Source organism: Psychroserpens algicola, assembly GCF_014526325.1.
In the GTDB taxonomy this organism is placed as follows: Bacteria; Bacteroidota; Bacteroidia; order Flavobacteriales; family Flavobacteriaceae; genus Psychroserpens; species Psychroserpens algicola.
This window is the reverse complement of the sequence record NZ_JACNMJ010000004.1, coordinates 155,751-174,763: the sequence shown is the minus strand read 5'-3', so window position 1 is coordinate 174,763 and position 19,013 is coordinate 155,751. Positions and strand designations below refer to the sequence as shown.

15 protein-coding genes are annotated in these 19,013 nt (G+C 34.6%); 4 read left to right on the top strand and 11 right to left on the bottom strand.

Going from position 1 to position 19,013, the window contains the following annotated elements; translation table 11 throughout:
- The first annotated feature begins 1 nt into the window (after position 1).
- On the top strand, positions 2-2,836 hold the full coding sequence (locus H7350_RS10490) for an Npt1/Npt2 family nucleotide transporter (RefSeq protein ID WP_204345863.1): 2,835 nt from the start codon (positions 2-4) through the stop codon (positions 2,834-2,836).
- On the opposite strand, the gene H7350_RS10485 is transcribed toward H7350_RS10490, so the two are convergent.
- The 5 genes from H7350_RS10485 to H7350_RS10465 form a co-directional block, all read right to left on the bottom strand.
- On the bottom strand, positions 2,833-4,143 hold the full coding sequence (locus H7350_RS10485; RefSeq protein WP_204345862.1) for a serine hydrolase: 1,311 nt from the start codon (positions 4,141-4,143) through the stop codon (positions 2,833-2,835). The genes H7350_RS10490 and H7350_RS10485 overlap by 4 nt on opposite strands.
- A 2-nt stretch (positions 4,144-4,145) precedes the next feature.
- Positions 4,146-7,052: a PEP/pyruvate-binding domain-containing protein gene (locus H7350_RS10480; RefSeq protein WP_204345861.1), complete on the bottom strand. Its 2,907-nt coding sequence runs from the start codon at positions 7,050-7,052 to the stop codon at positions 4,146-4,148.
- Positions 7,053-7,190: 138 nt separating this feature from the next.
- The gene (locus H7350_RS10475) at positions 7,191-8,279 is read right to left on the bottom strand and encodes an amidohydrolase family protein (protein WP_204345860.1); all 1,089 of its coding nucleotides are present in this window, start codon (positions 8,277-8,279) and stop codon (positions 7,191-7,193) included.
- 77 nt (positions 8,280-8,356) lie between these two features.
- Positions 8,357-8,887 carry a GNAT family N-acetyltransferase gene (locus H7350_RS10470; protein WP_235989329.1) on the bottom strand — a complete coding sequence of 177 codons (531 nt, stop codon included), beginning with the start codon at positions 8,885-8,887 and terminating at the stop codon, positions 8,357-8,359.
- 3 nt (positions 8,888-8,890) lie between these two features.
- On the bottom strand, positions 8,891-9,337 hold the full coding sequence (locus H7350_RS10465; protein WP_204345859.1) for a DinB family protein: 447 nt from the start codon (positions 9,335-9,337) through the stop codon (positions 8,891-8,893).
- Positions 9,338-9,532: 195 nt separating this feature from the next.
- Here H7350_RS10465 and H7350_RS10460 point away from each other — a divergent pair, with 195 nt between their 5' ends.
- Together H7350_RS10460 and H7350_RS10455 are read left to right on the top strand one after the other, a co-directional pair.
- Complete coding sequence (locus H7350_RS10460; protein ID WP_204345858.1) at positions 9,533-10,096, top strand: DUF1579 domain-containing protein; 564 nt, start codon at positions 9,533-9,535, stop codon at positions 10,094-10,096.
- Positions 10,097-10,211: 115 nt separating this feature from the next.
- The gene (locus H7350_RS10455) at positions 10,212-11,417 is read left to right on the top strand and encodes a multidrug effflux MFS transporter (protein ID WP_204345857.1); all 1,206 of its coding nucleotides are present in this window, start codon (positions 10,212-10,214) and stop codon (positions 11,415-11,417) included.
- Between the two features lie 3 nt (positions 11,418-11,420).
- Here H7350_RS10455 and H7350_RS10450 read toward each other — a convergent pair whose 3' ends face one another.
- From H7350_RS10450 to H7350_RS10430, 5 genes are all read right to left on the bottom strand, one after another.
- Positions 11,421-11,885 carry a phage tail protein gene (locus tag H7350_RS10450; protein WP_204345856.1) on the bottom strand — a complete coding sequence of 155 codons (465 nt, stop codon included), beginning with the start codon at positions 11,883-11,885 and terminating at the stop codon, positions 11,421-11,423.
- Positions 11,886-11,989: 104 nt separating this feature from the next.
- Positions 11,990-12,136 carry a hypothetical protein gene (locus H7350_RS10445; RefSeq protein WP_204345855.1) on the bottom strand — a complete coding sequence of 49 codons (147 nt, stop codon included), beginning with the start codon at positions 12,134-12,136 and terminating at the stop codon, positions 11,990-11,992.
- A 14-nt stretch (positions 12,137-12,150) separates the two neighbouring features.
- Complete coding sequence (gene acs, locus H7350_RS10440; RefSeq protein WP_204345854.1) at positions 12,151-14,058, bottom strand: acetate--CoA ligase; 1,908 nt, start codon at positions 14,056-14,058, stop codon at positions 12,151-12,153.
- Positions 14,059-14,091: 33 nt separating this feature from the next.
- Positions 14,092-14,448, bottom strand: coding sequence for a DUF779 domain-containing protein (locus tag H7350_RS10435; RefSeq protein ID WP_204345853.1), 357 nt, complete (start codon positions 14,446-14,448; stop codon positions 14,092-14,094).
- A gap of 68 nt (positions 14,449-14,516) precedes the next feature.
- Positions 14,517-16,016 carry an aldehyde dehydrogenase family protein gene (locus H7350_RS10430; RefSeq protein ID WP_204345852.1) on the bottom strand — a complete coding sequence of 500 codons (1,500 nt, stop codon included), beginning with the start codon at positions 16,014-16,016 and terminating at the stop codon, positions 14,517-14,519.
- Between the two features lie 226 nt (positions 16,017-16,242).
- Between H7350_RS10430 and H7350_RS10425 the strand changes: the two genes are divergently transcribed.
- A complete protein-coding gene (locus H7350_RS10425; RefSeq protein ID WP_204345851.1) occupies positions 16,243-17,166 on the top strand; it encodes an AraC family transcriptional regulator in 924 nt (307 codons plus the stop codon).
- A gap of 75 nt (positions 17,167-17,241) precedes the next feature.
- Here H7350_RS10425 and H7350_RS10420 read toward each other — a convergent pair whose 3' ends face one another.
- A complete protein-coding gene (locus H7350_RS10420; RefSeq protein ID WP_204345948.1) occupies positions 17,242-18,996 on the bottom strand; it encodes a VC_2705 family sodium/solute symporter in 1,755 nt (584 codons plus the stop codon).
- Between the last annotated feature and the right edge of the window lie 17 nt (positions 18,997-19,013).

The following is a 19,013-nucleotide window of genomic DNA, read 5'->3' as shown; positions in this document are numbered from 1 at the left end:
CTTGCTAAAAACCCTTATAAATAAAACATTTGGATTAAGAGATGGTGAAATATACATCTCTTTTTTAATGCAACTGTATATATTTATAATCATTACTGTACTACTTATTGTAAAGCCAACAATTAATGCTTTATTCTTATCGCAATTAGGTGCAGACAATTTGCCTTATGGTTATTTACTTGTGGCTTTAGTTGCAGTTATAGCTTCATACTTTTATAACAAATTAATTCAAAAATTCTCGCTTAAGAAGGTAACTGCAATTTCACTAATCTTTTTTAGCCTGGCATTTTTAGGCCTTAGTATTATCTTACAATATTCTCTTTTAGATGACTGGGTATTATATCTATACTATCTGGGTGTTTCGCTATTTGCTGTTATGGCTACCTCTCAATTCTGGGTTCTCGCCAATATGGTTTTTAATGCCAGAGAAGCAAAGCGTGTCTTCGGATTTATTGGTGCTGGCGCTATAGCTGGAGGCGTCTTTGGAGGTTACTTAACTAGTCTTATCGTATCAAGTTATGGTAATAAAGAAGTTATTTTACTTGCTGCTTTACTGGTGTTGTGCTGTATTCCTTTAATGCATCTTATATGGAAACTAAGAGTTCATAAATTAAATACATTTATTAGAGTTCAAAGGAAGTACAATGAAGATACTATTGAAACAAGTTCATTCAGATTAATCTCAAATTCAAAACACCTTACCTATTTAGCTCTCATCACTGGAATTAGTGTTATTGTTGCCAAATTAGTAGATTTTCAATTTAGTGATTTTGCAAATAAAGCCATTTCAGATCCTGATCATCTCGCTTCTTTTTTCGGGTTTTGGTTTTCGACATTTAATGTAGTTGCATTGGGCATTCAACTATTTCTAACCAATCGCATTTTAAGCCGTTTGGGTGTCGCATCTACATTATTGATCTTACCTTTTATAATTGCTTTGGGAAGTTTGTTATTTCTAACGTTCCCTGAATTATGGGTACTTATTATTATCAAGGGGTTCGATGGAAGCTTTAAGCAATCCTTAAACAAGGCAGCTGTTGAATTGTCAATTATGCCAATCCCTTTACACATAAAAAATCAGGCAAAGTCTTATATTGATGTTGCTGTGGATAGTATCGCAACTGGTATTGCGGGTTTCATGCTAATCTTTCTCATCAGAAAACTTAATCTAAGTACATCGTATATCACTATAATTATCCTATTGTTTGTTTTTATATGGATTATCCTTATCTACAAATTGAGAGAAGCATATTTTAATTCCTTTAGAACGAATATTCAACGTACTCTAGAAAACACTGAAAATTCAGCTAAGCCCAAATTTGAAACAACTCTTAAAGCAGCGCGTAAAATTTTAAATCATGGTCAGGAATATCAGATTCTTAATTTACTTGAATATTTAAATTCCAATAAGTTAAATGCTTTAAAACCGAGTATTATTGGTTTATTAAACCATCCTTCTAATAAAATAAAAGTTGCTGCAATACAACAATTCTACATATATGACAGAGGAACTGCTTTAAATCAAGTAGAACCTCTCGTAAACTCTAATGATGATCAATTAGTATTTACAGCTCTAGAGTACATTTTAAATCACTCATCAATAAATGAGCACAAGTTTTTTAATACGTACTTAAATCATGAAAGTGACTATATATCTAATGCAGCATTACTATGTTTAGCAAAAGAGGCTCCTGCAAATCAAAAACTTGCACTCCAATTTGATTTGTACAATAGAATCGAAGATCGTGTCACACAAGCTTCAAATCCAGAAAGCACCAAAAGAAAGACATCAATAGCCGAACTGTTGATCACCATTGCGGAGTCAGGCATGACAAAATATTATGGGTTCATCATGTCGCATTTAGATAATGATGATGCTTACATTAAAAAGCATGCTATAAAAGCTGCTGGGATTACAGCCAACGAATTATTTATTGATCGTTTGTTTGATTTGCTTTTGGATAAAACATACCGAAAAGCTAGTATAAAATCTCTAAAAAATTATGGTGTTAAGATCATTGATTACATCATCAACTTAGAAAAAACAGATACTTTTAATAATAACATTGCGTCCCAACTTCCTAAAATTATTAGTGCATTTAACACTCAAAAAGCAGTTAATGTCTTACTAAAATTATTAAACAGTAAAGATATCATCATTAGACTAGCTGCATCTAAAGCCTTAACTAAACTAAAAAATGATGAGTCAAAATTACATTTTAACAAACGCTTGCTTCGTAAAAAAATTATTAAAGAGAGCGCCTATTATAAACGAACATTAGATGCCATCGCTTCGCTTCAACATGCAATTAATCTTGAAATGACTCAGACAAATGCTTCTGTAAACTCAAACGAGATTTTAGGAGCTAGACAACAAATTATTCAAGTTCTGGAAGATCAATCGGAAACTAGTTTGCATTGTATTTTTAACTTATTGAGTTTGGTTTATGAAGAATCTGATATCGAAATTACTTACTCTGCCTTATTGAGTGATATTAAAGAAGCGCGAATCAATGCTTTAGAATTTTTAGACAATCTATTACAAAGTCAGCTTAAGCAGTCTGTATTACCTCTTATAGAGCATTATGTGCTTTCTAATAATGAGTCAGATGCTTCAGTACTAGAGTTACAGATAATGAATGAAAAAGTCTGCTTGGCAATGCTTATCAGAAATAGAGGTAAAAAAATAAAACTAGTGGTTATAGAACTAATTAAAGCTTCAAATAATCCTACGTATAAACCGTTATTAAATAAACTTAAAAAGCATCAAAATAAAGATGTTAAATTCTTCGCTATTGATGCCCTTGAAAGTTTAAAGTTATCTGCTATTACTTAATTATCAGATTCCTCGTTGTCATTTTTATACTCTTCTTCTCTTACCTCTTCTTTCATGGTATTATTATCTTTATTTATAATATCATCAATCTTGCTAGCCAAATACATATGATTACCAGCAGAATTCTTGTTTAAAACATTGGTCATCAAGCACACGATATAGTTAACATCATTAGGATGCTCAACAATAATTACAGAGTTCATATAATTAAATACATTGCCTGCATAATCTTTACAATTTGGGTTTTTAACGCGATCACATTTGTAATAGCTCCCAGATTTAAAATATACTGCTGCACTGTCTAATCTACTAGATTTCGCATACCTGATTCTACGATCTGTAGCATACATGATACGTTTCATCTCTAAACTAGATTCCCTATCTACAACTTTACCTTGTTCTAGCTGCACCAAAAATTTCATCAAGCCTTTTGGAGTCCCAATACTACCTCCTTTTCTTCCTACATATTTATCTGCCGATCTGGTAAACATACCGCCCAATCTCCAGTCGTCTTCTGTAATACCTAATTTACGAAGTGGCTCATTTACGACAGTATGTGCCAAATTAGTTAGTGAATCCCTTGGTGTATCTTTAAAATACTGCTCAGCTTTATCTGCAGTAAGATTGACATAATCAGATCCAAAGGCAGCCATTAACATTGCTTCCCTATACATAATACTTGCAGCACCATTGTTACTAACAGAAACCATATGATCAAGCCATTCGTATAATGAAAACTCATCGGTTGCAACTACTTTCCGTTTGATTAATTTGTCTTTTTCAATATCATAAACAGGAATCGTATGATGATCTCCTAAACCCCAATACCTCGATGTTACTTTTATATCCCTTAAATACATCTTTCGTTGTTCCCATGAATCTGGACACACCTTAGCCATTTGATTCATCACAGCCAGTAATACAGCAAGTTTTCCAACACTTCCAGGCTGATACCCTGTGTTTTCTCTAAAAGCAGCATAGCGTAATTTTTCAGGATTTGTCATATCCATAATACTTGCAGAATAACCTGTTCCTGGAAATAATCGTCCCATATCTTTAGTGAAATCTGCATCTAGAGTTAAGAGTTCATCAATACTATCTGATCTAGAGATAAGATTCAATTTGATATCGTCCAGAGTTTTGTAAGCTCCTGATGGAATTCTCTTATAAGGCACGGAATCTATCTGAAATTTTCGCAATTGATACAAGCGCTTAATCCCTGTAGTGTCGTAACCATCAATAGGATAAAATGCCATAAATCCGAAAGCCAACAGAACGATTATAACAATGTTATTTATCTTTTTCATAATTATAATTTAGTTTTTAATAATACCATTTGTTCCGAATCGCTTTGCGAAGATATTGAGGCCAAATACTCTGAACTTTTTGCTTGTTTGTTTTCAACAAATGGACGTATCTGAAATAACCACAACTTGTCATCCTTAAAACCGAATTCTACATCATAAGCTTGTTGGTACGAATCTGAATGGGATTTCATATGTTTTCTGATAGCTGCTGCTAATGCTCTTATATCATCTATGTTTTGTGAATTCAGTATAGGAGACTCAAACGTTGTGGCATGAGATTTAGTACCACCAGACACTGGAAGTCTAATATAGTCTGGCTGTCTTGCAGGTGATAATAACATATTTGAGGAAGACGTTATTAATCGTGTTTCTGCCGATTGACCATCTACTGCTCCACCAGCTCCTCTACTGAAGGCTACAGTTAAATCCTCTTCATTTCCAGAATTTATCCCCTTAGTAATCATAACTCCGGAATAATCTACATCTACACTAGGAATAATTAGTATTGAAGGAAATACATTTTCTGGATTAGACAAAAATTTCTGTCTCCACTTAAAACTACGTTCAGTATAAGCTGATGCCCAAACACGTTTTATACCCTCAATAATCTTATCCTCTTCTTTGATATTAAATAAGGTTAAGTTTAAACCAGCACCAGTAAATTCTTTTAAATCTTCCATATTAGTATCACTTCTCAAAAACACTGGAACATGCCCTATGGGTGAGCCAAAAACTGAATCGAATTGTGTTTTTAAATCTTGAACAAACCTATTATCAAGTTTAATTTTCAACATTGACTTATGTAGTTTATCTAAAGCTTCCAACTGAAAATTTTCTATGTTTTCTTCAGATATACCTGAATCTTTCATCGACTTTGCTTCTGCAAATGTCTGATTTAAGTAATCCCAGTAAGACTGATTTTGATTAGGCATTTGCTGATTCATATGAGACCTGAATATACCAAATGGGATAATCAACCCTTCAACAACTTGTTCTGGAAACATCCTTTTCAACTCTCCTAAATTAGCAGCTTTAGGTCCACATAATTTTCCTGAATCATTAGCATTAACATCTCGCATATTCACAACTTTATCTATGTCTAATCTAATTTGAGACGTTGGAACTTCAACAATATTCTTGCTACGCTCCTGTTTACTAAACAATTCTCTTTCTGCAGGCAACATCTCATTCTCTAACTTCAATATGACGTTACCTTTATTAGATACTGCATAAAACACATTTTTACCGCTAAAAGCTTTTAAATCTTTTAAGTTTTCATAAGACAAAGCAGCATTAGGAATTCCTAAGTTTCTTGCTAACAATTGTACGTGTGAGACCAAATTCCCTTCAGAAACAGTCATGATACCTGCTACTGGTTTTAAATCGGCTGGAGGTTTTTCAAAAATATAGATGTTGTTGGTATTGACCTCTATACCATCAGGATTTCCATCAACAACGATTAGCGTTCCAAATGCATAACCAGGGTTTAAGCCTCTAATCGCAGTTTGCTTTTCAATCGTCATGACTTTATTTTCAATATTTGAAAGCTTTGCTACAAATGCACCTAACTGACTAACAGTATTTCCGAGATTTAAAGCAACACTACTTCTAACCCTATCATCAATAAAGCCATAGGATAAAGGTTCAAATTTTGTATATCTATCAACTGTTTCTTGGTAGTTTGCTTTTGCCATAGATGCACTCCATTCTACGACGCTTCGAGCAGTTCCCAGAATCGTATTTAAATCTGTAATTGAAATTTCTGAAGTAGTAATTTTATCATTAATGACGTGCTCAACAGCATTATACTCCCAATGCTCTATTAAACCTGAACCCATAGAAACACATACCAATGTATTTATTTTATAGAGTGTTTCAGCTAAATTTGAAGTCTCCCAGTTTTGAGACTCAATAAGTAACTTTTGCTCTAATCGATTAGACAAATCCAGTAATTTTAGGCGCGTTTTACTGCCTTTAATTTTATGTATATCTAATCTAATATGATATAATACATTCGTTATATCAGAAACTAACTGTTGTGGAGATGATTCTAATTTTGATGAAGCTATTAATGTGGCAAAACTTTCATCAATGTCTTTTGTTAATGACATCTTATCTAAATTACCTTCTAATACACTGAAATTTAATGGTGCATAAAAGGTTTCCATAGTCTCAATCAATTCTAAAAACGCTTTTTTGTTAGCTTCGGAAATGTTATCCTTTTCAGTATTCATAAATGATTTTACCAATTGAATATCCGATTTTTGTGGCTGTCCATGGATTTTTATTCTGGCATCCATAAATCCAGGAATAGCTTCTGATAGCGTTTTTGACTGACTTCTCATTAGCTGTGCTAAGTTGTCATCTCCATTATGAGGAATATCCTTTAAGGCTTGACGGATTAGATAATAGTTTGAATGGAGTAGATCATCATTTTTTAATATGTCTTCAAAAAATGCTTTTCCCCACGCTTCTTCGTCTTCACTTTGAATTGCTCCTCTATAATACTGCGCTTTCCTTAACACCCAACCATCATCAACACTTGCTAAATATGCATTGATTTGATATTGTTTTAACCTACTGTAATCATTAGACGCATCTAAAAACTCATAGGGTTTATTACTTGCTAATATTTCGCCAAAAAATAAATGATTAGTTTTTCTAAGTTTTAAGGCAGACTCTTTAAAACTAGCATGCTGTATGCCTTCAATATTGTCAGGACATGGGTCTTTAGCATCTCTTACTGTTCCATCTTCACAAAACCATTTGATTCGGTAATATGGTCCTCTCTGATCGTTTTTATAACTTTCAATAAGAGATTGTACTGCAGTAGAAGATTGCTCTTGAGAAGATATTTCATACGAAACAAAAAACAGTAAAATAAGTAGTAGTAGGCTTAATTTTTTCACGAGACACGGAATTCTTAGTTCAATAGTAAAGATAGATTAAATTGAACTAAAAAGAGGCTCTAAAAAATAATTTGTTAACGTTTTTAAGTAAAGAATATCTACTTATTTATCATAAAACTGGCATAACAATTTGAAATATTAATCGGGAAACTGATTTTTATCTAAACCTGGTACAATGCGTAAGGCATTTTTATAGTATACTTTTTTAAGCACTTCATCTGGCAAATCTAAACCATACATAGGCCAGAAGGCATGGTATTTTTTGTGATACGGAAAATACTCATCCGCACTTTCTAAGACTCTAAAATAGGTAGGAAATTCTTCTGGTTTCCAACTGTCTTTTCCGAAGAGAATGCGATCCTGATATTTGATAAAAAACGCTTTAGCAAAACGTGGCTGCCTACCAAGTTCAGCAATAATTGCTCCTATTCCAACATTCATGTTTGGCATCTCGTCTAATAAAGCACCTAATTTTCCGAGATTATTCGCATACCAGCCCATATGAGCATTTATAAAAGTCGTATTGGGATGGGCTTTAAACATATTGTGTTGCTCTTGTATAATTTGTTCCCAAGGCGCAGGATTATCAGCATCGCGTTTACGTCTCGGATGTGTTTTTAATTCTAGCCATCGCTCATTATCGGCATCAAAGTCATCCCAAAATGACTTCGGATCTGCAGCGTGAATCAATACAGGAATACCTAATTCACCACATGTTTTCCAAATAGGATTTAAACGTGCATCATCAATTGCCAAACGTTTTCCGTCAACATCCTTATTCCGTAAACCTAAACTCTTGTAGACTTTAAGTCCGCGAGCCCCATTTTTCACATCTACTTTTAATTGTGCTACCTTCTGCTCTATCCAACCTTCAGCTCCAGCGCCTTCAAAATTAATATTACAAAACACTACAAAACGATTTGGGAAATTTTTGTCAATATTAGCCACCGATTTTATAAGATCATCTCCAGTTCTTCCACTTAAATTGACCATGATTCCCATATTTAAAGTATCCATAGCTGCTATAACTGGAGTTAAATCTTGAGTTGGCATCTGGTATTGATGACCATGTACATCGATAAAAGGAAACTTAGCACGTTTAATAATTTTTCCGGGAACAACCAGAGTTGATGTTGGATTATATTCTTCAAAAGTTAAGTCTTGCGCTACTAATGAAAAAGTCATACAAGTGAGCAATACTAAGAGAATAGGTGATTTAAGTTTCATGGTTTAATTTTTTACTGTTTAAAATTACACATCATCAGCAATTTGATGACATATTTAATAGCGGTTTAACATTTTAGTCAAAATATGCGTCCGTAATAATTCAAATCAACGATTTCACCTTTTGTAGTTCGGTAATCGTTACGAATGGTACCTTCTAATTCAAACTTATTTTTTAAAGCCACATTGATACTTCCAAGATTTTTACTTCCGACCCGACATAATAGTTTTTTAAACTGATAGATTTCGATAAGCGCCTCAATCACCATACTAACAGCCTTAGATGTTATACCTCTTCCTGAATAATTGGTATCAATAAAATAACCCAACTCAGCTTTTGGGACATTCCAATCGATATTTTTAACGTCGACTAGACCTACAAATGTATTGGTTTTTGTATCTGTAATTACATACGGAAAATAGCTTTTAGCTTTAATACGCTCTTGAATTTCTTCACAATACTTTAATGTATCGTCAAGGGTTAGTGTCTTTGCAACGGTTCCTGCAAAAAAATCTTCGAGTCGTACTCTATTCAAATTGATTAAATCATGGAAAGCTTCACCTTCATGAGCTTGCAGCAAGTTGATATTAAAATGATCAAAAGTTATCATGAGCTACACATCTAATAAACGTCTGTGATAATTTATTTGTCCGAGATGATACGCCAAATGCATCGTCAAATGCACCAGAAAGTATTCGGTTGTCATCGTGTCTTCAAAAACGCGACGTTTATATTCTTTTTGCAAATCGGCAGCTGTCAAATTTTTCAATGTAGATTCAACCACTGCAATAGTGTCATCTACCTGCTTAATTAATTCAGCTCTAGGCACATGTTTTTGAGAAAACTCTAAATCTCGCTGTCTTATATAATCGGTATTTCCAATAGTTGCTCCTATAAAATGATTGAGGTTACCTACGAGATGCAGACATAAATTTCCTGCAGAATTGGTTATGGTTCCGGTAGTAATCCAAAGGTGGTCTTCATTTTGATAGGCATTAACTTCTTGTTTTAACTTGTTTAAATCTCTTGTGAATAAAGTGATTAATGTCGTTGTGAGCATATTAATTTTTAGGTTTGGGCGTGATTAGTATTTGGCAAATTAAGTCGTTATAAAGTTAATCAATAATTATCAAGTTAGCATGTCAACTATACTTTGAGCGTCAAAAAACGCATATTAATATTTAAAATTTGAGCAGCGCTCCTGTTTTGCTTTAAAATTTGTATCTTTAATAGCATTAATTTTAATTCAATTAACATGAAAAAATTACTCTTATTAATAGCTATTGCAATGTTTTGTAGTTATGGGTTTTCTCAGACACAAGAACAGATGAAAGCGTGGCAAGACCATATGACTCCTGGAAAACATCACAAATGGCTGGCTACATTTGATGGTGAATGGACAGGTGATGTAAAAATGTGGATGGATGCGTCACAACCACCACAAGCATCAAAAATGAGCACTACAAATACGATGATTATGAATGGGCTGTATCAAAAATCTACACATGAAGGAATAATGATGGGCAGACCTTTTAAAGGTCAGGGACTAATTGGTTATGACAACTCAAAAAAAATGTTCATCAGTACTTGGATAGATAATATGGGAAGTGGCATTATGATTATGGATGGCAATGTAGATAAAGATGGAAAAATTCTAACAACTATTGGAATCATGGATGATCCAATGACAGGCGAGGCCTTAAAAGTAAGACAGGTACTAACTTACATGACAGATGATAAACATCTATTTGAAATGTATATGAATGCCAATGGAGAGGAATTTAAAACGATGGAAATTACCTATACTCGAAAAAAATAAACAATTAGAACCCAGTTAAAAACTTCTGTCTTACAGGAGTTTTTTTTATGCCCTTTTAAGAATACTTTATAACATGTAACCTTATCTATTTCAGGAATCGAATTACCTTTGCCGAATGCAAAATAAACCAACCTTTAAAATTGAATTTGTAGTACTCATGGCATCATTGATGTCTATAGTTGCGCTTTCAATTGATGCATTATTACCAGCTTTACCAGAAATTGGGCAGGATTTAAACGTGCTTAAAGTAAGTGATAACCAAAAACTGATCACTATGATCTTTCTGGGTCTAGGTTTTGGTCAATTGATTTTTGGTCCTTTATCTGATAGCTTCGGAAGAAAACCTATGGTTTACTTCGGATTTACCATTTTTGTCATTGCCAGTATTGTTTGTGTGACTACCGATAACTTTAATGTAATGATTGCAGGACGGATTTTTCAAGGCATCGGACTCTCCTCTCCAAGAACCATAGCGATAGCCATGACACGTGATACCTATAGCGGTGATTTTATGGCGAAGATTCTATCGATTATTGTTATGTTTTTTATTCTGGTACCTATTGTTGCGCCTACTTTTGGGCAATTACTTTTAGATTTTTTTGATTGGAAAGCCATCTTTAATGTCAATTTAATTATAGGACTTTTAATCGTGCTCTGGTTTTGGAAACGGCAACCCGAAACCTTAGAAGCTAAAAACCGTATAAAATTTTCACCTTCCATTTTTATTACAGGAACCGTTGAGTTTTTAAAACACAAAGAAGCGGTTGCCTTTACTCTGGTTTCAGGGTTTATTACTGGATCATTTATGGTCTATTTAAGTACCTCGCAGCAAATCTTTCAGGAGCAATATCAACTAGGTGAACTATTTCCTTATATTTTTGCAAGTACAGCATTTTCGGTAGGGTTTGCAACGTTTACGAATAGCCGACTAGTGATTAGGTTTGGTTCATTTAACATCGCCTATTTTGCAACTATTGCCTATGTTGTAGTTTCTGTGCTGTATGTTGTATTATTTCATACAGGAAACAATCCTAGTGTGCATGTTTTAGTAACATTCTTCTTGTTACAGTTTTTTGCTGTTGGATTTCTCTTCGGAAATTTAAGATCACTAGCCATGGAGCCCTTAGGACATATTGCAGGCATTGGAGCAGCTATTAATGGTTTTGTTTCTACAGTTATGGCTGTACCTATTGCTAACTACATTGGAAGTTTTGTAAAAATTTCGGTATTACCTTTATTTATTGGATTCTCTATTTTTGGAGTGTTGTCTATGGTAGTCTTTTTATGGATGAAACGCAGAAGAAAATTACTAAACGCTTAACACCTATGAACCATTAGTAATTATGATTTGTTCATGAGCAATTTCAATAGTATCTACGGCAATTTCATTTCCGTCAGATTTTAAATCGGTAGACGTAATTTTAGTAGGCCAAGCATTATGAAGCAGCCATTGCATGGTTACCTGACCAGTTTCATCAAGTAATTTGATAATAACCGTACGTCTTTTAATAGTATTCATAGAGACTTGCGCATGCCAATCCCAAAACGTATTATCATTAACAAAAACGCCTCGCTTCATTGTGACATTACCATACTTTGCGAGTCCTGGCATCTTTTCAGTTGAAAATAATTTACTGTTGCTGTTTCTATATTCTATGATTTGAGATTCTACATCCAACCCTGAGACTTCTTGAAATGCCACATTATTGAGTCCATCGCCTAAATCGACTTCAAATCTAAACTTTGGCATAGGCCATACAGCACCTTGAGCACTTCCATCATTAGCCATACTATTTGACTTTATAATTTTTATAAATATCTAAATAAATCAATTACCAGACAATAGGTAAATTTACCTGCTTTTTATTGTAAAACCACTACAAATCAACAAGATTAAGCGTCTTTTGCTTTTTTAATTATTGCCTTTAAACGCTCTTTTCTAGTTTCCTTTTCAGCTTTGATTTTATTCTTTTTTTGAGCTATTAACTTAGAGTGTTTGGCTTTGTTCTTTCCGTTTTTTTGACCTTTTGGTTTTGGCATATTTTCTTTTGAGTCTATAATGCATTATCCATAATATCCTGAACACATTCCGGATTTAAAAGCGTACTAATATCACCTAAATTACTGGTGTCTTTTTCAGCAATTTTACGTAAAATACGTCGCATGATTTTACCACTTCTTGTTTTAGGTAAGCCTTCAGTAAACTGAATCTTATCAAGTTTAGCTATTGGTCCGATTCGATCCGCAATAAGTTGATTGATTTCTTTACGAAGATTGTCATGATTTCTTGTTTCGCCTGCATCTTTTAAAGTTACATATCCATACAAGGCGCTTCCCTTTACATCGTGAGGAAAACCAACAATGGCGCTTTCTGCAATCGCAGGATGCTCATTAATAGCATCTTCAATGGGAGCCGTTCCTAAATTATGTCCTGAGACAATAATAACATCATCCACACGACCAGTAATTCGGTAGTATCCAACTTCATCACGCAAAGCACCATCTCCTGTAAAATACTTGTTCTTATAGGTTGAAAAATAAGTGTCTTTATAACGCTGATGATTACCCCAAATGGTACGCGCAATACTTGGCCAGGGGAATTTAATACATAAACGACCGTTGACCTGATTTCCTTTAAGCTCTTCGCCATCTTCATCCATTAAACAGGGCTGAATTCCAATAAAAGGTAAGGTCGCATAGGTTGGCTTTGTTGGTGTCACATACGGAATAGGTGTTATCATAATACCACCTGTTTCTGTCTGCCACCATGAATCGATAATCGGACTCTTATTTTTTCCAATGTTATCATTATACCAATGCCAGGCTTCTTCATTAATAGGCTCACCTACACTTCCTAAGACTTTAAGCGATGATAAATCGTACTTTTCTACGAGTTCAACACCTTGTTTTGCCAAAGCTCTAATCGCTGTTGGCGCAGTGTAAAACTGATTGACTTTATGTTTTTCTACGATATCCCAAAAGCGTCCAAAATTTGGATAACTCGGTACTCCTTCAAACATCAACGTAGTAGCACCATTCGCTAGCGGTCCGTAAACAATATACGAATGTCCGGTAATCCAGCCTATATCTGCAGTACACCAATAAATATCATCCTCTTTATACTGAAACGCATTTTTGAAGGTATACGCCGAATACACCATATAGCCTGCTGTGGTATGCACCATGCCTTTAGGTTTTCCTGTAGAACCAGAAGTATAGAGTATAAACAGTGGATCTTCAGCATTCATCACTTCGGCTTTGCATTGATCTGAAGCCGCATCTAACAAAGGCTGTAACCAATGATCACGACCTGATTTCATAGCAACTTCAGAGTTAATTCGCTTGGCGACTAAAACGGTTTGTACACCATCACATTGTTCTAAGGCTTCATCAACAATACCCTTTAAATCTATAGTTTTAGCACCACGATAAGAACCATCTGCCGTAATTACGACTTTACAATCACAATCATTAATTCTGGTAGCCAATGCTGTTGAAGAAAAACCTGCAAACACCACAGAATGGATAGCGCCTATTCTCGCACAAGCCAATACAGCGATAGCCAATTCAGGAATCATAGGTACATAAATACAAACACGATCGCCTTTTTTGACACCCTTTGATTTTAATACATTGGCAAACTGGTTGACACGATGGTATAATTGCCTGTAAGAAATATGTTCTGCACCTTCCTTAGGATCATTAGGTTCAAAAAGAATAGCTGTTTTATCACCACGAGTAGCCAAATGTCTATCGATACAGTTTTCAGTGATATTAAGCTGAGCGCCTTCAAACCATTTGATTTCAGGTTTAGAAAAATCCCAGTGTAATATCCGATTCCATTTTTTTCGCCAGAGGAAATGTTCTTCGGCAATTTCTTCCCAGAAATTTTCGGGTTCTCTTACCGATTTTCTATAGACCTGATAGTATTCTTCTAAATGTTTTATATGGTAATTACTCATTATATTCTATTTTTCATTAGCAAGTTAATGCAACTATTTTGAATTAAAAAATGTGTCTTCATCTTTAGTTAACAATCTGGAATGGATTAAAAATCGGAGTCCTAGAGGAATTTCTAACGAAAAACTAGCGCCACGACCTTCAGTAACATCAATCGTTAAATGTGTATGTTTCCAGTAATTGAATTGATCCTGATTCATATAAAAGGGTACACCTTCAACATCGCCAAGATGCACATCACTTTCATCGAGATACATATCGTCTTTTTCAAAAATCATCGGTGCAGAGCCATCGCAGCAACCACCACTTTGATGAAAAATCAATGCACCATGTTTCGTTTTTAATTGCTTAACAATTTTACTCGCTTTTTTAGTTATTTCTACGCGTTTCATATCTACATAATATATTGAAAAGGCTGAACTACTAATAATTCAGCCTTTATCTGCTATTAATTCATGTCCTAAAAGAACCCTAATTTATTTTTATCATAAGAGATTAACATGTTTTTTGTTTGTCGGTAATGACTCATCATCATCACATGATTTTCTCGTCCGAAACCTGATTTTTTATACCCACCAAAAGGCGCATGTGCAGGGTAAGCGTGATAACAATTAACCCATACACGACCTGCTTTAATTGCTCTCGGAATTTGATACAGTTGGTGCGCATCGCGTGTCCATACACCAGCACCTAAACCATAAAGCGTATCGTTTGCTATTTCTAAAGCTTCGGCTTCATCTTTAAATTTGGTCACACAGGCTACAGGACCAAAAATTTCTTCCTGAAACACACGCATTTTATTGTGACCTTCTAATAAGGTAGGTTTGATATAAAATCCGTTGGCTAAATCCCCTTCCAATTTATTGGCTTCACCACCAGTTAGTACTTTCGCACCTTCGTCTTTACCAATTTTGAAATAGGACTGAATTTTTTCATATTGATCGTTTGAAGCCTGAGCACCAACCATCGTATTCACATCGTAAGGATTATCCTGGACGATAGCTTCCGTTCGGGCAATCACACGTTCCATAAATTGGTCGTAAATATCTTCTTGTACCAGGATTCTTGACGGACATGTACAGACTTCACCTTGATTAAAAGCAAAAAGTACTGCACCTTCTATCGCTTTATCTAAAAAGGCATCATCTTCATCCATTACAGAATTAAAGAAAATATTTGGTGATTTTCCGCCTAATTCCATCGTTACCGGATTAAGATTTTTAGACGCATATTGCATAATTAATTGTCCAGTAGTCGTCTCACCAGTAAAGGCAACTTTATCTACTTTTGAAATGGAAGCTAAAGGTTTTCCTGCTTCTGGTCCGAAGCCATGAATAATATTAATCACTCCTGGAGGAAAGACATCAGCAATTTTTTCCATGAGTAATGTGGCTGATGATGGTGTTTGTTCTGCAGGTTTTAACACCACACAATTTCCTGTTGCCAGTGCTGGAGGCAATTTCCAAGAGAGCATGAGTAAGGGGAAATTCCACGGAATGATTTGACCAACCACACCTAATGGCTCCTTAATATTCATAGATAAGGTGTTTTGATCGAGTTCGGTAGCGCTTCCTTCTTCGGCTCTAATACAGGCTGCAAAATAGCGCCAATGATCAACACATAAAGGAATATCAGCGTTAAGAGTTTCACGAATAGGTTTACCGTTGTCACAGGTTTCCACCAAAGCAAATTCTTCCAGATTATCTTCAATAATATCGGCAACTTTATTTAATAAGGTAGCGCGTTGGGTAGCAGATGTGTTTCCCCATGCTTCTTTTGCGGCATTTGCAGCATCAACAGCAGCCTCAACATCTTCTTTTTGAGACCTTGGATACTTGGCAATTAAACTATTGTCGATAGGTGACGTATTTTCAAAATACTGACCTCCAATAGGCGCAACAAATTGTCCGTTAATAAAATTGGAATAGGTCTCTTTAAATTGTGGTTTTGAATAACTCATATGCTAATTATTTTTAATGATTATATTTATATTCACCACGAAATCAAGCATTAGAAGCAAAAATCAGAATCTGTTAAATTCCTATTTTTTTAAGCTTTATTTTGTGGTATAAATAATTTTCATAAAGATATTTTATCAAATTCCAAATCAATTGAACATATTTATCATAATCTTGAACATATCTATTATATCGTATAGTTAGGCTGATTTTTTTGTAATATTGTATATGAGTCATTTATTAAAGCATCATAAAAGTCATAGAAAACTGTCAACTTTAGTTGAGAACAGAACGACTTATAGCGCAGAATATGCTGAACTCAATATCTACGAAACCCATACGTTTGCAGAACAGGTTTCTTTAATATTTGACTTTCCTGTAATAGCCAGTATGCTTACAGGAAAAAAGGTGATGCATATTGATGGCATTCCTTCGTTTGAATTCTTTCCAGGTGAATCGGTAGTAATGCCTACTCAAAAAGAAATGGTTATCGATTTTCCTTTAGCTACCGAAAATGCTCCCACACAATGTTTAGCATTGGGTATTGATACCAATAAAATTGATGAAGTAGTAGAAAAATTTAATCATCAGGTTGCTATTGAACGTGAAAACAATACTTGGAAGCTCGATGAAACAGCATCCCATCTAATTAATAATGAAGCTGTAAATCATCTTGTCGAACGCTTAACTTACACGTTTACTACTAATGAAAATACGTCTAAAGATGTTTTGTTGGATCTAATGATACAAGAGCTGGTTGTAAGATTATTACAAACTAAAGCAAAGTCGTTAATATTAACCGATCAAGATCAGATTTTTAATGATACCAGAATAGGAACAGTTATAAAGTTTATTAAAGACAACCTTACCAATAAAGACATTACAGTAGATCAATTAGCAAAAAAGGCGTATATGAGTACCTCTCATTTTCATAAGCAGTTTAAAAACACCTTAGGTATCTCTCCTATTGATTATATCAATTCTGAAAAAATCAAATTTTCAAAAAAGCTTATAAAAGAGTCTAAAGATTTCAGGATGTCTGAAATTGCTTTCAAATCGGGTTTTAATAATACCAGTTATTTTAATCGTCAGTTTAAAAAAATGGAACTGATGACACCACAACAGTTTAAAAACTCCATCACTAAAGTTTAGGCTCACATTAAGTTAAATATCTTTAAAGCACTTGACTTCTGGTTTAGGAAGGTATCAATGTAATACGTAAAAAAATTAATGATTTATAGCCTCTCCAGCACCCGATGGAATTCTAATATTTTCAACAATCGCTTGTACCTCTTCAGGTGGTGCTTTAGTAAATTTCGTCACAACTATTGACACACAAAAGTTAAGTAACATGGCAATACTACCAAAGCCTTCAGGTGAAATTCCAAACCACCATTCACTTTTATCTGGTAAAGCATCGTCAAACCATCCCAATTTATATTTCATCATATACAGTAACATCGCAATGATACCAACTAACATTCCTGCAATCGCACCTTCTTTATTCATGCGTTTATAAAAGATACCTAAAATAATTGCTGGAAAAAAAGAGGCTGCAGCCAGTCCGAATGCCAAGGCAACTACTGCTGCTACAAAGCCAGGAGGGTTGATTCCAAAATACCCAGCAATACAAACCGCAGCTACTGCAGATAATCTTGCAGCTGTAAGTTCTCCTTTTTCTGATATTTTAGGATTGATTACTTTTTTAATTAAGTCATGAGATACTGATGATGAAATCACTAATAATAACCCAGCTGCTGTTGATAATGCTGCTGCAAGTCCTCCAGCTGCCACTAAGGCTATTACCCAGTTTGGTAGATTAGCTATTTCCGGATTTGCAAGAACCATAATATCATTGTCCACATATAATTCATTTGCTGTTTCGACGTTTGGTTTTGAAAAGTCAAACTTACCATCTTCTCCCTTTAAAAAAGCGTCTCCAGCGACATACTGTATAATACCATCGGAATTTTTATCGTAAAAACCGATTAAATTTGTGTCTTCCCATTTCTTAAACCATTTCGGAACTTCAGCATAAGGTTGGTTTGAAACAGTTTCTATCATATTCGTTCTAGCAAATACAGCAACGGCAGGAGCTGTACTATATAAAATCACAATTAACAATAAGGCAATTCCTGCAGATTTACGTGCATCTTTCACCTTTTTCACTGTAAAAAACCGTACAATAACATGAGGTAGTCCTGCTGTACCGACCATTAGCGCTAGTGTAATTGCAAACACATCAATGGTGGGTTTACTACCTTCGGTATATTCTGAAAATCCAAGTTCTTTACTCAATCCGTCAAGTTTATCCAGTAAATAAGTTCCTGAACCATCATTGAGTTCTCCGCCAAATCCTAATTGCGGAATGGAATTACCCGTCATTTGAATAGATATAAAAATCGCAGGAACCATAAAGGCAAAAATAAGCACACAATATTGAGCGACCTGTGTATATGTAATGCCCTTCATTCCACCTAAAACAGCATAGAATAACACAATGAGCATTCCGATAATAACACCGGTATTAATATCAACTTCTAAAAATCTTGAAAACACAATTCCCACGCCACGCATTTGTCCAGCAACATATGTAAATGACACAAGTAATGCGCAAAGCACAGCAACGATTCTAGCCGAATTCGAGTAATAACGATCCCCAATAAAATCTGGAACTGTGAACTTCCCAAATTTTCTTAGATAAGGTGCTAACAGCAATGCTAACAACACATAACCTCCTGTCCAGCCCATAAGGTATACAGCACCATCATATCCTGCAAAAGAAATAATCCCAGCCATTGAAATAAAAGAAGCAGCACTCATCCAATCTGCTGCAGTTGCCATACCATTAGCCAAAGGAGAAACGCCGCCTCCTGCTACATAAAATTCTTTAGTAGAGCCTGCTCTTGACCAAATTGCAATACCGATGTAAATCGCAAAAGTTATTCCAACTAAAATATAAGTCCAATTTTGAACATCAATAGCTAATAAAAGAGATA

Bases quoted from the DNA above. Each gene is read 5' to 3' on its own strand.
- H7350_RS10485 (WP_204345862.1), bottom strand. From the start codon at position 4,143: ATGAAAAAGATAAATAACATTGTTATAATCGTTCTGTTGGCTTTCGGA.
- H7350_RS10475 (WP_204345860.1), bottom strand. From the start codon at position 8,279: ATGAAACTTAAATCACCTATTCTCTTAGTATTGCTCACTTGTATGACT.
- H7350_RS10470 (WP_235989329.1), bottom strand. From the start codon at position 8,887: ATGATAACTTTTGATCATTTTAATATCAACTTGCTGCAAGCTCATGAA.
- H7350_RS10465 (WP_204345859.1), bottom strand. From the start codon at position 9,337: ATGCTCACAACGACATTAATCACTTTATTCACAAGAGATTTAAACAAG.
- H7350_RS10460 (WP_204345858.1), top strand. From the start codon at position 9,533: ATGAAAAAATTACTCTTATTAATAGCTATTGCAATGTTTTGTAGTTAT.
- H7350_RS10455 (WP_204345857.1), top strand. From the start codon at position 10,212: ATGCAAAATAAACCAACCTTTAAAATTGAATTTGTAGTACTCATGGCA.
- H7350_RS10450 (WP_204345856.1), bottom strand. From the start codon at position 11,885: ATGGCTAATGATGGAAGTGCTCAAGGTGCTGTATGGCCTATGCCAAAG.
- H7350_RS10445 (WP_204345855.1), bottom strand. From the start codon at position 12,136: ATGCCAAAACCAAAAGGTCAAAAAAACGGAAAGAACAAAGCCAAACAC.
- acs (WP_204345854.1), bottom strand. From the start codon at position 14,058: ATGAGTAATTACCATATAAAACATTTAGAAGAATACTATCAGGTCTAT.
- H7350_RS10435 (WP_204345853.1), bottom strand. From the start codon at position 14,448: ATGAAACGCGTAGAAATAACTAAAAAAGCGAGTAAAATTGTTAAGCAA.
- H7350_RS10430 (WP_204345852.1), bottom strand. From the start codon at position 16,016: ATGAGTTATTCAAAACCACAATTTAAAGAGACCTATTCCAATTTTATT.
- H7350_RS10425 (WP_204345851.1), top strand. From the start codon at position 16,243: ATGAGTCATTTATTAAAGCATCATAAAAGTCATAGAAAACTGTCAACT.